The following is a 15111-nucleotide window of genomic DNA, read 5'->3' on the forward strand; positions in this document are numbered from 1 at the left end:
TTCATTGAACCTTTCACCGCCAACTGCCGACTCATCACACGTTGACTTCTCCATACACAAAATACGCCATGCAGGTTTATACTTCCCAAAATTTCGGCGCCATTGATTTGCTCGCCATACGGACATCAATTCGGGAGGTATTGTGGGAGATCGTTCTGATCCATCGACCGACCCGGAAGCGCAGGCCCTGCAAGCCGACCTTGCCGCCATTGTTCGGCGCGACGAGCAAGCCATGAAGCGCTTTTACCAAGCCCTGGCACCGTCGGTCTACCAGTTCTCCATGCGCCGCTTGAGTGACCCGGTGCAAGCCCAGGAAGTGGTTGTGGAGGCGCTGTATGAAGTGTGGTGCCATGCCGCCAGTTTTGCGGGGCAGTCAAGCATTCGTACATGGGTGTTGGGCATTGCCCGTTACAAGCTGCTCGACAAATTGCGTGAACGCTATCGCCATCAGCATGTCTCATTTGATGAGCAACTGGATTCGCAGTCTGACAACCATGTGGAACCAGAGTCCGATGCCCCCACGGGGTTCGAGCGCGTGGTACAGCGCGAACACCACGACATGATTGCGCACTGTGCGAGCAAGTTACCGCCGGACCAAAGAGAAGCACTTCACCTGGCCTTGTACGAGGACATGCTTTTGGCCGATATCGCCCACGTACAAGCTTGCCCGCAGAACACGGTGAAGACCCGCCTGTTTCATGCGCGCCGCAAAATGAAAGAGTGTTTGCAGCGTTTGTTCAAAGATGTCGAAGGTCCAATGACCGGAGTCCGCCATGACTGAACACGACACTGATGCAGTTAACAAGCAACAGTTGCGCGAACTGTTGCCGTTTCATGCGAACCAGACGCTGGATGAAGCGCAAGCAGAGCAAGTACGTGCCGGATTGCAACGGTATCCCGAATTGGCGGCTGAGCTGGCCTGGCTGCAAGGCATGCGAAGGACTGTTCAAGACCTGCCACTGGACCCTCTGCCCGCCGGCGATCTTGGGTGGTCAACGCTTGCTGCGCGCATCGAGGCGCAACGCCAACCCAAGTTGGCCCGCCCTGGCTCAGCCGACACCGCCTGGCCTGAAATGCTGCGGACATGGCTGCAACGCAACCTCATTCCTATCATGGCAACCGCCTGTGCCGTGCTGGTGGCGCAGGCAGTGGTAATTGCAACACTGGTGCAGCAAGATCCAGGCTATGTCGCGGCAGGCGCGCCTGAGCCGGTATTGAGCACTTCATCGGGCGTTTTGCTGCACGCCACCATTGCTCCAACGGTGACACAAGCACAATTGACCGAGACACTGCACCGCCACAAGGCAACTATCGTGCAAGGCCCCACAGCGCTGGGCATCTACACCCTGCAAATCAAACCCGCTGGCGATGGCGAGCCCGAATCGCGCAATGCGGCGGTTTTGGCACAACGTTTACAACGCGAGGCAGCCACCGTTTTTGAGACTGTCACGCCCGCTGGAGACCGTTGACCATGCTCCGCATTGCGATATTCATCGTGCTGCTGCAAACAGCCTGGGTATCCGGGTCTTTGGCTCAACGCACCCCTGACCCCGGCTCATTCAGGGCAGCTCCAGCAATACCCAACCCCGGTTTGGTGAACCGGGGCTCCATAACTCCACCTCCAAGCTCACCGCCAATAACTACGGCGCCCGGGAACCCCCCAGGCACCGTCACGCCACCTGGGCGTGAAATCAATATTCCAGGATACCCGGCACTACCGTCCCCGCGAGCCACGCCCAGCGTCGCTCCGATATCACCCAGCGACGTTGAGACGGGCCAGGTATTGCTTGTGTCGAAAGACCTGGCGGCCATGCAGAATGTACTGAACGCTCTGGCTAACGAAAATACGCAGCCAATTGCCTCCACCAGGTTGAACACACTGGGATGGAGCCTTGCGCTGTTTCAGTTTGCCGACCATGCCGCGGCTGCACAGCGGGTAACCCAATGGCAACAACGGTTTTCGCAGCTTAGTGTGGACTTCAACTATCTGTACCGTACACAGGCGGGTGCCACCGGCAGGGAATATGCGGTGGGCATGCTGGATTTGCCGCCTCAGCCCGCAAAAACCGGTGCAGCATCCAAAGCCAGCTATCAAGCCCTCCGGTCCGTCCGCGTTGGCATGCTCGACACCGAGGTAATGCCCACCGCGTGGCTGCGTGACGTCACGCTCGCCAACAAGCCCTTCGCAGCAGAAAGTCCAACCGCCGCCCTGGATCTGCCAGCTCATCCCGCCCACGGCACCGCTATCGCAAGCCTTATTGCACGTGTTGCGCCGTCAATACGTCTTTTTAATGCTGTCGTCATGTCGGCAAAAGGGGAACAAACTGTTACCACCAGCTACCGGTTGATTCAAGGGGTCGACTGGCTGCTGGAACAGCGTGTGCAAATCATCAATATGAGCCTGTCTGGCCGGTACGATAAAAACGTCGCAATGACAATCGCCGAACTTATGCAGCGGGATGTTTTGCTGACAGCCGCCGCAGGCAACCACGGCAGCAGTGCACCACCCGCTTACCCCGCGGCCTATGCAAACAGCTACACGGGCATGCTGGCGGTTACTGCGATCGATGTTGAAGGACAGCTTTATAGCCAGGCCAATCACGGCGCTTACATTTCAGTGGCGGCCCCCGGTGTCAATATTTGGGTACCCCTTGCGCCGCCCGCGCCACACCTGCCCTCGGGTGTTGCTGCACGCTATGTCAGCGGTACCTCCTACGCCAGTGCCCATGCCGCAGGCGCCGTTGCGTACTGGTTGAGCAAGAGAAAAGTGAGCGTGACCGCGCCTTACCATTTCTGCGAAACCGCAAAAGACCTGGGCCCCACGGGGCGCGACGATGCATTCGGTTGCGGGCTGCTTCAAGTTAACGCGGCGCTCCGGCGACCCGGCACGTAGCCAAACCGCCAACGGTACTGCCCCCCCCCAAAGCCAACAAAAAAGTCGCTGCTCCCAGTGGCCTTTTTGCAGGAGCGACCCGGTCTAACGGAATTTTCTCTGCGGAACGGTTTTCAGGTCACCGTCTACCGACGACAGGTAGTTGGCCAATTGCTTCAGCTCAACATTGGTGTACTGCTTGGCCATGCCGGACATGATGGCATTGCCGCGGCCAACCTTGGGGTTGTTTTCTGTCTTGTAGGCCTTGAGCGCCACGAACAGGTAGTCAGCATGCTGACCACCAATCTTGGGATAGGCCGGATCAATCGGTTTGCTGAAGTTGGCGCCATGGCAAGACGCGCAGTTGGCCTTGTTCAACAGGGCCTGGACTTCCGCGCTTGGTTCTTTGGCCGGCTTGGCCGGCAGCTCTGCGGCGCCGGCAACCACACCGTCAGCACTGTAGTGCGCGGCGAGGTCAGCCATGTCCTGGTCGGTCAGCGAATCGGCAATGGCGCGCATGGTGGGATGTTTGCGGTCGCCTTTTTTGTATTCGTTGAGCGCGGCGATGATGTATTTGGCGCCCTGGCCTGAAATCATCGGGACCTTATAAACCTCGGGGAAAGAGGCCTGGTAGCCCTTGATGCCGTGGCAACCGATGCACATGGCATTCTTGGTTTCGCCGGCTTTGGCATCGCCCTTGATCTCCTGGGCAAGGCTTGCAACCGTCACGCAAGAGACAGTTACGGCGAATATCGTGGTGAACAGCTTATTCATTTTGCGCGCACAATCAGGTGGGAATTCATCGTATAAAACAACCTTGGATTATATCTGGGCCTGCCGAGACCGGGCACCCCTTGCCGGCAACCCGCGCAAACGCCCTTTCAATTTTCACCTCCTCTCCCCAAGAACATGAAATTTCTAGGTTCCAAGAACTACGTCGCCACCCAGGACCTGATGCTGGCCGTGAATGCCGCTGCCGCCCTGAAAAAGCCGCTGCTCGTGAAGGGCGAGCCGGGTACCGGCAAGACCATGCTGGCCGAGGAAGTGGCCGAAGCGCTCAACTTGCCGCTGTTGCAATGGCACATCAAATCCACCACCAAGGCGCAGCAGGGCCTGTACGAATACGACGCGGTGTCGCGCCTGCGCGACTCGCAATTGTCGACCGTGGACGGTGGCGAAAAGGTCAAGGACATCCACAACTACATCGTCAAGGGCGTGCTGTGGCAGGCCTTTACCTCGGAAACGCCGGTCGCGCTGCTGATCGACGAGATCGACAAGGCCGACATCGAGTTCCCGAACGACCTGCTGCGTGAAATTGACCGCATGGAGTTCTACGTGTATGAAACGCGTGAGCTCATCAAGGCCAAGCACCGGCCGCTGGTGTTCATCACCTCCAACAACGAAAAAGAGCTGCCCGACGCGTTTTTGCGCCGCTGCTTCTTCCACTACATCAAATTCCCCGACGCCGACACCATGAAGCAGATCGTGGACGTGCACTTCCCCGACCTGAAGAAAGAGTTGCTGACCGCAGCCATGAAGACCTTCTACGACGTGCGCAACCTGCCTGGCCTGAAGAAGAAACCGTCGACCTCCGAATTGCTGGACTGGCTCAAACTGCTGGTCGCCGAAGACATCCCGCTGGACGCCCTGCAAAGCAAGGACGACAAGGTCGCCGTGCCGCCGCTCGTGGGCGCGCTGCTCAAGAACGAGCAGGACGTGACCCTGTTCGAGAAGCTGGTTTTCATGCAGCGCAACAATCGTTGAACAACATGTACATCACAGAACTGCTAGATCCAAAGACTCTGCAGCCAATCCGCAAAATTATTGTTGTCAGTTAGAGCTAACTCATATGAACCAAAAATCACTGTTGATCGAGGGTATTTCAGACGCGGTGGGCTTTGTCGGCGGTGCGCTCCTTGGTTTTTGGGCCGGCCATCTGCTCGGCTTCGATATTTTTGAAGCCGGCTACGGCAACAGCGCCATCGCCGGCATCGTGCTGGTGGGCTTGGGCGGCGGCGGCGGCTTGCAACTTGCGCGGGCCTGGCGCCGCCGTAAGAAAGCCGATTGACCGCAAACACCTGACTGGGATACGCCCATGCAACGCTCAACCGCCCCCTTCCACCGTGCAGCCCTGCACAGCAGTTGCCTGGCCGCATTGCTGGCCCTGACACTGCTCCCCGCCCCGTCATATGCCTTCTGGGGCCTCCTCGGCAAGGTGGGCTCCACTGCAGGCAAAGGCGCTGCCGGTGCGGCAGGTGCTGCGGGTAAAGGCGCCGCTGGCGCAGCGGGCGTGGCTGGCGCAGTCGAGGTAACGCAGGGCGCCAATGCGGCGGCGAAGGCAGCCAAAGCCGCCGGCGCGGCGGAGCTCGGCGCGGGCGACGTCGCTGCCGCAGCCGGTGCCGCTGAACGCAACGCGGCGACCGGCGCGATGAGTGCCGACGAACTGTCGCGCGCATCAGGCCTGGGCAAGGCCGTGCCCGACGACGTCGCCGCTATGCTGACGGCGCCGGGCCGAAAACTCAGCGATGTGCCTGACGCCGGCACACGCTCCTGGCTGTCGCTCCCGCGCAAGCAGCTGACGGCGACGGATGCCGACCTGATGGTCCATGACTACGTGAAGCTGCTGGAAGGCCGGCCCGCCGCCGGGCCGCCGCGTCTGCGCGCCAAGGCCTCGATCGAATCCGAGAAGGCTGCCGCCGCGCGGCCGGTGCCGCCGCACCGCCCTGTTGCAGACGTTCCCTGGCATGCCGTAGAGCTGCTGGTGCGCGCGGCCCATGCCGGCCACGCCGGCGCCAGAAATGAACTGAACAAGCTGTGCCGGGACAATCCGCGCGGCCAGGCCGCCACAGCCTGCGCCACGCTGCGGTCCACGTGAACACGCTAAATATGAAAAGGATTGCCGGATGGCCTTCGTAGAACCCGTCACCCTCACGACGCGCGGCGTCAAGCTAGTTCCGTTCACGCTCGACCATGAAGCAGGCCTGAAGGCCGCAGCCGCCGACGGCGAGCTCTGGAAGCTGCGCATCACCTCGGTGCCCGAGCCTCACGAAACCCGCGGCTACATCGAAACTGCGCTGGCCACCAACAACCGCCTGGCCTTTGCCGTCACCGACGATGGCACCGGCGAGGTGCTCGGCTCCACCAGTTACCACGACATCGTGCCCAACCTCAAGCGCGTCGAGATTGGCTACACCTGGTACGCCGCACGCTGCCAGCGCACCCATGTCAACACCACCTGCAAATTGCTGATGCTCACGCATGCGTTTGAAACCCTGGGCTGCAACATCGTGGGCTGGCGCACCGACAACTTCAACCACGCCTCCCAGCGCGCCATCGAGCGACTGGGCGCCCGCAAAGACGGCGTACTGCGCGGCCATGCCTTGCGTCGCGACGGCACCATACGCGACACGGTGATGTACAGCCTGGCTGCCGGCGAATGGCCCGAGGTGAAAGCACAGCTGCTGTACCTGCTCGACAAGCCAAGAGCCTGAGGCGTGCGTCGCCAAGGAGTTTTTCATGCTGATCGATTTCTTCTACACCCTGCGTTCGGCCAAGTTGCCGGTCTCCGTCAAGGAATACCTGATGCTGCTCGAGGCGCTGCAGGCCGGCGTTGTCGGCCCGAACAGCGACAAACTCGACGCCCATGAGGGCGAAGGCGCCTGGAAGATCGACGACTTCTATTACCTCAGCCGCACGGTGCTGGTGAAAGACGAGAAAAACTATGACAAGTTCGACCGCGCCTTTTCTGCCTACTTCAAGGGCGTGGAGATGCTGGCTGACTTCACGAAAGACATCCCGCTCGAATGGCTGCGCAAAAACCTCGAGCTGGAACTCAGCCCCGAAGAAAAAGCCAAGATTGAGAAGATGGGCTGGGACGAACTCATGGAAACGCTCAAAAAGCGCTTTGAAGAACAGAAAGAACGCCACGAAGGCGGCAGCAAATGGATAGGCACAGGCGGCACCTCGCCCTTTGGCGCCAACGGCTTCAACCCGCAAGGCATACGCATTGGCCAGGAGAAAAGCCGCAACAAAAGCGCCGTGAAAGTCTGGGACCAGCGCGCCTACAAGGACTACGACGACACCCAGGAGCTCGGCACGCGCAACATCAAGGTCGCGCTGCGCCGCTTGCGCAAGTTCGCGCGCCAGGGCAATGTCGAAGAACTGGACCTGGACGACACCATACGTTCCACGGCGGCCAATGCCGGCTGGCTGGACATCAAGATGGTGCCCGAGCGTCACAACAATGTGAAGGTGCTGCTGCTGATGGACGTGGGCGGCACCATGGACGAGCACATCCACCGCGTCGAGGAAATGTTCTCTGCCGTCAAAGCCGAGTTCAAGCATCTGGAGTTTTATTACTTCCACAACTGCGTCTATGACTTCATGTGGAAGAACAACCGCCGCCGCTTCAGCGAGAAATTCCCGACCTGGGACATCATCCGCAAGTACAACAAGGATTACAAACTCATCTTCGTCGGCGACGCGACCATGAGCCCCTACGAAATCCTGCAGCCGGGCGGCAGTGTGGAATACAACAACGAAGAAGCCGGCGCCGAATGGATGCAGCGCCTGACCAACGCCTTCCCCAAGTTCGCCTGGATCAACCCCGAGCCGCAGGGCGTCTGGCAATACCGCCAGAGCATCAGCGTGATCCAGCAACTGGTGAACCAGCGCATGTACCCGCTGACCATCAAGGGTCTGGAAGAGGCCATGCGAATGCTCTCGAAGTAGCGTTCGCCTCCTACGCCTGAGCGCTGGGGCGCTCAAGTAAACTGCCCTCGTGACCCATCCAAGTACCCACAGTACCCACTGCGCACGGACGGCCACCCCGGCAGGATTGCCGACCAGCGCCGGCTTCATCCCTGCTTTCGCCCTCTTTGCGATATTTCTGGCGCCTTTCGCCGCCGCGCAAACAGCTGCGCCTGCACAGTCCGGCAACACAGCGACACCGCCTTCCGGCGTCATACAAACCGCGCCAGCCCCACCTCCGCCCCCTCAGAAAGTCACGCCGGAGCCCACACCGCAGGGCTCCACCGGCCCAACCGGCGCTCAGCCTGAAGTTACGGCCTTTGACATCGCGGTGCGCGCGCCGCAGCCCATCAAGGAGCTGCTCGAAAGACACCTTGAGCTGCAGCGCTACCGCGCCGTGACCGATCTGGACGAAGCCGAGCTGGCGCGCCTGATCGTTCTGGCTGAGCGCAATGTGCGCAATCTGGTAGGCACGCTGGGTTATTTCAGCCCGACCATCGCCATTACGCGAGAAGGCGGCACTGCCGCGGGGTCAGGCCAGCGGCCGACCATTGTGGTCGCGGTGGAGCCGGGCCAGGCTACAACGGTCGGGCCGGTGGCAATCGACTTTGCAGGCGATATTGCCGAATCCCCCGACCCGGATGCGCAGGCCCAGCGCGCGGAAATCCAGCGCGACTGGCGTCTGCCCACGGGCCAACGCTTTACGCAGGACGCCTGGGACAGCGCCAAGACACAGGCCTTGCGCGACCTGGTTGCCCGCCGCTACCCGGCCGGCAAGTTGGCAGGCAGCCTGGCCGATGTGGACGCACCGGAGCACAGCGCAGCCCTGAGCCTCAAGCTCGACTCCGGCCCCCTCTACCGCCTGGGCCCCATGCAGGTCACAGGTGTCGAGCGCTACGACCCGGTGCTGGTGCCGCGCCTGGCACGCCTCAGTGCCGGTGCCGTGTACGACCAGAAGCAGCTGACCGAAGCACAGCAGCGGCTGGCTTCCAGCGGTTATTTCGATTCGGCTTACATCTTTGTCGATCCCGAAAGCGATCCGCAGGCAGCGCCCGTCCAGGTACAGGTGCGCGAAGCCAAACTGCAAAAAATCATCCTGGGCGTGGGCGTTACCACCGACAGCGGGCCGCGCGCCTCGATTGAGCACACACACCTGCGCGTGCCGGGCACCAATTGGCGCGCCGTCACCAAACTGCAACTCGAAAAGAAATCACCTTTCGCCCAGACCGAATGGACCTCGATTCCCGATGAGGCCAGCTGGCGCTGGGTGGCCCTGGCGCGCACCGAACGTGTCGACGACAACGAGCTCGTCACCCGCTCCGGGCGCCTGCGCTTTGGCCGCACGCAGGCCGGCGAACGCATAGACCGCAACATCTATTTGCAATACGACAGGGCGAGCGTGAGCGGCAGCGGCCAGATCAACAGCTCCGCCGCCGACATCGGCGACGGCTCGGCCCTGACGGCCAACTACGTCTGGACCGGGCGTTACTTCGACAGCCTGCCATTCCCAAACAAGGGCTACGGCCTGGGCTTTGAACTCGGCGCCGGCAGCACCATGGGGTCGCAGCACCTGCCCCTCACCCGCGCCGTGGGCCGCTGGCTCGGCATTGTGCCGCTGGAGCGGGGCCGCATCGCCATGCGCGCCGAGGGCGGCGCCGTGCTGGCCAAAGACTCGGCGCGCATTCCCGGCACCCTGCTGTTCCGCACCGGTGGCGACACCACCGTACGCGGCTACGGCTATCGCGACATCGGCATCAAACTGGACAACGGCGTGACTGGGCCGGGCCGCTACATGGCGGTGGGCAGCGTGGAATATCAGCGCCCGATGCTGCGCGACGGCCGGCCCAGCGAATGGGAGAACACTTTCTTCATCGATGCAGGCGCCGTGGCAGACAATCCCAAAGACATGAAACCTTCCGTCGGCATCGGCACCGGCGTGCGCTGGAGAAGCCCCATCGGGCCACTGCAGATTGACCTGGCCTATGGCGAGAAAGTCAAACAGCTGCGCCTGCACGTCAGCGTGGGATTTGTTTTCTGATGGACACGCCTGATACCCCCGTCACGCCTGTTGTCGTGCCCAAACCGGCGCGCCCGCCACGCCGTTGGCTGCGCGCCATTGCATGGGCCGCCGGCAGCATGGTGGTGCTGGCCGTAGCCGCCACGACAGGCGCCTGGTGGTGGGCCGGCACCGACGGTTCACTGGCCACCGCGTTGAACTGGATCGCCCGAACCCAGCCGCTGAGCGCCGAACGCGTGACAGGTTCGTTACGCGCGGGCGGGCATGTTGACCAACTGGTGTGGCAGCAAGATGGCCTGCGTGTGGATGTGAGGGATGTCACCCTCGCCTGGCAACCGTGGTCGCTGCTGCACGGCACGCTGGAGGTCAACCGGCTGGCCGCGGCCAGCGTGCAGGTCACCGACCAACGCGCGCCTTCAACAACACCGTCAGTGCCGCCCTCAGCGCTGGGCTTGCCGCTGCCGGTGGTGCTTGACGGGTTTTCAATCGGGCAGTTTCAATGGACGGGCGGCGCGGCATTTTTTGCCTCCGCCATCACGGGCAATTATTCGTTCAAGGGCATAGACCACCAGCTGGAATTGCTCAGCGCGCAGGTAGCGCACGGCCGCTACAACGGGCGCGCGACCTTATCGTCACACAGCCCCCTGAAGCTTGATGCCAGCCTGGCAGGTGCACTGGATACGCAGATTCCCGGCACAAAAGCGCCCTTGCCGCTGGCTTTCAAAGCCACGGCCCACGGCCCCCTCACCGAACTGCTGGTGAAGGCCGAGCTGCAAATGAGCGCTCAGCCTTCCGCCACATCACCCCGCAAAAACCAGCGGCAAGCACAGGCAATTGCAACAGCACGCGTGATGCCCTGGGCCCCACAACCCCTGCCGCAAGCTGATGCGGATTTTCGTGACCTGGATGTAGCGGCCTTCTGGCCCGAAGGACCACAAACCTTGCTGACGGGCAGCGCCAACGTACGGCCTGCACCCTCTGCAAGTTCACCGGCAAGCGCTTCATCGACATCCGCCTGGCAGTTGCAACTGCAACTGGCCAATTCCCTGCCTGGCCCCTGGGACCAGCAGAAGCTGCCCCTGGATCGGCTGGAAATCCAAGGCGAGTGGCGTAGCGGCATAGCCATGGTGCGCACGCTCATGGCTCAGTTGGGCGGCGGCGAGCTGCTGGCCAGCGGCGAGTGGGCTGATGCGCCCGCCACATCCCTTGCAGCACCCGCGTGGAAGCTGCAGGCGACGCTCCAACACGTCAACCCGGCCCTCTTGCACAGCCAACTGGCGCCCCTGCCGCTGGACGGCAAAGCCGACATCCGCAGCCAGGGCCCGGCCATAAGCTTTGACGCAAACGTGCAGGCAGCACGCAATGACGCCAGCGCCAGGAACAATCCGCTGGGCCAGCTGCGCCTGCGCGATGCCAGTGCCACCGGCAGCTGGAATGCCGAACAGGCCGGCGGCACGCTGGTGCTGTCGGCTCTACGCGTACGCACCGACGACGCCGAGCTGGCAGGTCAGCTTGAGGCCCAACCCAGTGCAAAAGGCGGCAAGGGAAAACTCACACTGACAGCCCCCGGACTGGACGCTCAACTGCAAGGGGAACTGCGGCAAACCAGCGGCAAAGGCGACGTGAGCCTGCGCGGCCGCGACATGGCGCAAGCCCTGCGCTGGCTGCAAAGACTCCCGGGACTGCCCACATCATTGAAGAGCGCATCGGCGAGCGGCAACGCTGAGCTGCTAGCCAGCTGGCAAGGTGGCTGGCAAGACCCGGCCTTGCAGGCACGGCTGGACCTGCCGTCGCTTGACTGGCGTATGGGGACGCCTGCGCCTGCCGCTGCGACGACTTCCAGCACAGCAGGAACAGCACCAGTCGCTACCGCAGAGGCCCTGAAAATCCGCGCCTTCCAGGCCACGCTTTCCGGCCGCCTGAGCCAGGCACAGCTGGCCACGCAAGGCCGCATGGAAGCAGGCCAGCGCCGCTACACCCTGCAGCTGGCGGCAGAAGGCGGGCGACTCAACAACGGCGCCGCGCGCAACGCCCCGCTCGCTGAATCCGCGTGGCAAGGCCTGGTCAAGCAGCTCAGTGTGAGTGTGGAAGACCCCACGCTGGGCAAGGGGACCTGGCAGCTCAAGACCCGCAGCACCGTGCCGCTCAAGTGGACGCCCGCGCGCAATGGCGACCTGTTTGAAAGCGGCGCGGGAGAAGCCCTTCTGGTCGCGCCGCCTTCGGGCGCATCCACCAGTGCACCTTCGCAGGCCACGCTGGCCTGGCAACCGGTTCGCTGGCGGCCAGGCCGTGAGCTCATCACCGCAGGCAAGCTCAGTGGCCTGCCGCTGGCCTGGATAGAACTGCTGGCCGGCCCGCAGATGGCCGGCGCAGGCCTGGGCGGCACCCTGCTGCTGGATGGCGACTGGGACGCCACGCTGGGTGACACGCTGCGCCTGAAAGTCGGCCTCGCACGCAGCAGCGGCGACATCACCGTGCAAGCCGAAACCGTGCAAGGCATGGCGGCGCGCGTGGCGGCCGGCGTGAAGGAAGCTCGCCTCTCGCTGCAAAGCGAAGGCGAGGCCGTCACGCTGGCGCTGCGCTGGGACAGCGAACGCGCGGGCACGGCCGACGGCCAGCTCAGGACCCGTTTGGCCCGCGCGCCAGCCACCGCCGGCGGTGGCTGGCTCTGGCCGGCCGATGCACCGCTGGCCGGCCAGCTGCGCGCCCAGCTGCCGCGCATCGGCGTGTGGTCAGTGCTGGCGCCGCCGGGCTGGCGGCTGCGCGGCTCGCTGGGTGCTGACGTCGCCATCAGCGGCACCCGCGCCGCGCCGCAACTGGCCGGCGACCTGCAGGCCGACGACCTGGCGCTGCGTTCGGTGGTAGACGGCATCGAATTCGGCAACGGCCGCCTGCGCGCCAAACTCGACGGCACGCGCATGCGCATCAACGAGTTCACGCTGCAGGGCGCAGGCGACAAAGGCACGGGCGGCGTTCTCACGGCCCAGGGCGAAGCCGGCTGGGTAGAGGGCAAGCCGCAGGTGCAGCTCACGGCCAGGCTCGAACGCTTGCGGGCCAGCATCCGTACCGACCGGCAATTGACGGTATCGGGCGAGGTGCAGGCCGGCCTCAAGGGACAACAGACTGAACTCACCGGCAAGCTGGTGATCGACCAGGCCCGCATCATCCTGCCCGACGAAGGTACGCCGCAACTTGGCGACGACGTGGTGGTGCGCACCTCCCGCGGCGCGGCGGCGGGCCAAAAGGCGCCCGCGCAGACCAGCGACGAAATCGCCGACCGCGACGCGCGCCCCGTCAAACTGGCGGTGGAGCTCGACCTGGGCCGCGACTTCCGCATCCAGGGCAAGGGCATAGACACGCGTGTGCGCGGCACGCTGGCCCTGAGCGGTGAAACGCTGCGCGAGCCCCGGCTCAACGGCACCATCAACACGGCAGGCGGCCAGTACCGCGCCTACGGCCAGCGTCTGGATGTGGAGCAAGGCATGCTGCGCTTTACCGGCGCCATCGACAACCCTTCGCTCGACATCCTGGCGATTCGCCCTAACCTCACGCAGCGCGTCGGCGTGCAAATTACCGGCACCGCCCTGCTGCCGCGCGTGCGCCTGTACGCGCAACCCGAGCTGCCCGACGCCGAAAAGCTCTCGTGGCTGGTGGTGGGCCGCTCGTCGGCTTCGGGCGGCGCCGAAGCCGCACTGCTGCAGCAGGCCGCCCTGGCCCTGCTGGGCAGCAAGGGCGGCGGCATGTCAGGCGGCCTGGCGGCCTCGCTGGGACTGGACGAGCTGTCCTACCGCGGCGCCTCCAACAACACGGACGGCACCACGACAGAAGGCGCCGTCACCTTGGGCAAGCGCTTTTCGCGCAATTTCTACGCCGCCTATGAGCGCACCGTGACCGGCGCACTGGGCACGCTCTACGTGTTCTACGACCTCTCGCAACGCTTCACCGTGCGCGCCCAGGCCGGCCAGCAAAGCGCGGTGGACCTGATCTTCACCATGCCTTACGACTGAGGTGATTCCTGAGGGCGAGGCCGGCGTTCGCCACCGAATACAATTGCAGCTTCTCCAAGAGAAGTGCCGCCATAGTTCAATGGATAGAACGAGTGCCTCCTAAGCGCTAGATACAGGTTCGATTCCTGTTGGTGGTACCAAATGATCATTCAAGATCGTCCAAAGACTTCTGATTTTTGGCCAGCACCACTCGTACACGCAAGAAACGACGTCCATCTTAATCCACCAAAGTTTACCTTAGTCCGGTGTAGCCTGGGGGCACTTATGGGGATATGAAGTTTCATTTTGGGGGCATTTTTTCAAATACCCTTGCAGGATAAAGTGTTGCCTCAATGTCTGTGCTTCGAATGGAGCTTTTTTGATCATGTCACCAGCCGTGTCCCACCAAGTCGATTTGGAAACTCACGAGGCAATATTGGCGCTTTGGCATCCAGAAATAAATCCTGAGCCAGATGAAAATATTGAAGCGGTTATGGATGCCCTAGCTGCTCTTGCCGCCGGTCACAGCAGCGCCCAAGACCAAGTCTTCGCGATGTGTCTTGCTAAGTCTCTTCTGGGAGCGCTTAAGCAAAGCAAGCGCACGAACAGGGCGCAATACATTTTGCGCGCTACTGGTCTCGTAGGGCGAATCACACGTGATAGCCGCGACGCGGAAGATGCCCTGCGTATCCTTGAGGGCTTTCTCTTCATGTCGCCGAATGGAACCAAGGAAGAGCTGACTTTGCACGAAAAACTTCAGTACGCAATACAAACGGGAGGCGTTCCTGATGATATGGATGAAAAGACTGCTGCACAGCGGATTTCCAGGGGCAAGAAGAGAGAACAGCAAGCTCGAGTAAAAAGGGCTTCTACAAAAAATCCACCTCAAAAGTAGAACACTTTGGTGGTTGTTCACATGGGATGAGAGGTCGAAACTGCCAACTCCTCAATTCACCAAAGAGATCCAATATGGTTCACACCATTCTGAGACTGCGCGCTGTCCTACAAGCGCGAGGCGTGTGCCGAAGTTCACACTACGCACAAATCGCGCAAGGACTCTTCACACCACCCGTCGCAATTGGGCGCCGAGCAGTCGGGTGGCCTCAAGCCGAGGTAGAAGCGCTTAACGCCGCGCGTATTGCCGGGAAAAACGACGCGGAAGTTCGCTTGCTAGTTCAGTGCCTGAAAACTAAAAGGCTAGCGGCAGTTGGAGTTTCCAACCCAAGCAACCTTTAAGGGTGCCCTAGCAAAGCCACCCGCGAAGCCGCTCAGCCGATCCATCGTCCAGAGCCTCGAGATGGCATCAAACCTGCCATCTCCCAGACCTTGCGATTGGGGACTGCGTCAGACGATGCATCGCTATCAAATACTCAAGAGTTCGATCGATCCACGCATGCGCTAGCCATCGCAGAGTGGGATATCGAAGCAGCTCTAAATGCACTGTCCGAGCAGAGCACCGTTGTGTGCTTCATCGACTCGGCACCGAA

13 protein-coding genes and 1 tRNA gene are annotated in these 15111 nt (G+C 62.1%); 13 read left to right on the forward strand and 1 reads right to left on the reverse strand.

What is annotated here, in order from left to right:
* Positions 1-142: 142 nt before the first annotated feature.
* From ACXJKE_RS19490 to ACXJKE_RS19500, 3 genes are all read left to right on the forward strand, one after another.
* Positions 143-781, forward strand: a complete 639-nt coding sequence (locus ACXJKE_RS19490; RefSeq protein ID WP_457282244.1) for an RNA polymerase sigma factor — start codon at positions 143-145, stop codon at positions 779-781.
* Positions 774-1469, forward strand: coding sequence for a hypothetical protein (locus tag ACXJKE_RS19495; RefSeq protein WP_457282245.1), 696 nt, complete (start codon positions 774-776; stop codon positions 1467-1469). The genes ACXJKE_RS19490 and ACXJKE_RS19495 overlap by 8 nt, the downstream gene beginning before the upstream one ends.
* 320 nt (positions 1470-1789) lie before the next feature.
* Positions 1790-2893: a S8 family serine peptidase gene (locus tag ACXJKE_RS19500; RefSeq protein WP_457282246.1), complete on the forward strand. Its 1104-nt coding sequence runs from the start codon at positions 1790-1792 to the stop codon at positions 2891-2893.
* A gap of 84 nt (positions 2894-2977) precedes the next feature.
* On the opposite strand, the gene ACXJKE_RS19505 is transcribed toward ACXJKE_RS19500, so the two are convergent.
* Positions 2978-3646, reverse strand: a complete 669-nt coding sequence (locus tag ACXJKE_RS19505; protein WP_457282247.1) for a c-type cytochrome — start codon at positions 3644-3646, stop codon at positions 2978-2980.
* A gap of 135 nt (positions 3647-3781) precedes the next feature.
* Here ACXJKE_RS19505 and ACXJKE_RS19510 point away from each other — a divergent pair, with 135 nt between their 5' ends.
* The 10 genes from ACXJKE_RS19510 to ACXJKE_RS19555 all read left to right on the forward strand — a co-directional run bounded on the left by ACXJKE_RS19510 (position 3782) and on the right by ACXJKE_RS19555 (position 14860).
* Entirely contained in the window at positions 3782-4636 is an 855-nt protein-coding gene (locus ACXJKE_RS19510) for an AAA family ATPase (protein ID WP_457282248.1), read from the forward strand.
* Positions 4637-4721: 85 nt separating this feature from the next.
* Positions 4722-4940, forward strand: a complete 219-nt coding sequence (locus tag ACXJKE_RS19515) for a hypothetical protein (protein WP_457282249.1) — start codon at positions 4722-4724, stop codon at positions 4938-4940.
* A gap of 27 nt (positions 4941-4967) precedes the next feature.
* Positions 4968-5747: a hypothetical protein gene (locus ACXJKE_RS19520; RefSeq protein ID WP_457282250.1), complete on the forward strand. Its 780-nt coding sequence runs from the start codon at positions 4968-4970 to the stop codon at positions 5745-5747.
* Positions 5748-5775: 28 nt separating this feature from the next.
* Entirely contained in the window at positions 5776-6363 is a 588-nt protein-coding gene (locus ACXJKE_RS19525; RefSeq protein ID WP_457282251.1) for a GNAT family N-acetyltransferase, read from the forward strand.
* A 25-nt stretch (positions 6364-6388) separates the two neighbouring features.
* Positions 6389-7603, forward strand: a complete 1215-nt coding sequence (locus ACXJKE_RS19530) for a vWA domain-containing protein (protein ID WP_457282252.1) — start codon at positions 6389-6391, stop codon at positions 7601-7603.
* 49 nt (positions 7604-7652) lie between these two features.
* Positions 7653-9659, forward strand: coding sequence for an autotransporter assembly complex protein TamA (locus ACXJKE_RS19535; protein ID WP_457282253.1), 2007 nt, complete (start codon positions 7653-7655; stop codon positions 9657-9659).
* Entirely contained in the window at positions 9659-13645 is a 3987-nt protein-coding gene (locus ACXJKE_RS19540; protein WP_457282254.1) for a translocation/assembly module TamB domain-containing protein, read from the forward strand. The genes ACXJKE_RS19535 and ACXJKE_RS19540 overlap by 1 nt, the downstream gene beginning before the upstream one ends.
* A gap of 65 nt (positions 13646-13710) precedes the next feature.
* Positions 13711-13785, forward strand: a tRNA-Arg gene (locus ACXJKE_RS19545).
* A gap of 224 nt (positions 13786-14009) precedes the next feature.
* Positions 14010-14519: a hypothetical protein gene (locus tag ACXJKE_RS19550; protein WP_457282255.1), complete on the forward strand. Its 510-nt coding sequence runs from the start codon at positions 14010-14012 to the stop codon at positions 14517-14519.
* A 74-nt stretch (positions 14520-14593) separates the two neighbouring features.
* A complete protein-coding gene (locus tag ACXJKE_RS19555; RefSeq protein WP_457282256.1) occupies positions 14594-14860 on the forward strand; it encodes a helix-turn-helix transcriptional regulator in 267 nt (88 codons plus the stop codon).
* Positions 14861-15111: the final 251 nt, after the last annotated feature.

Source organism: Polaromonas sp. P5_D5, from assembly GCF_054049435.1.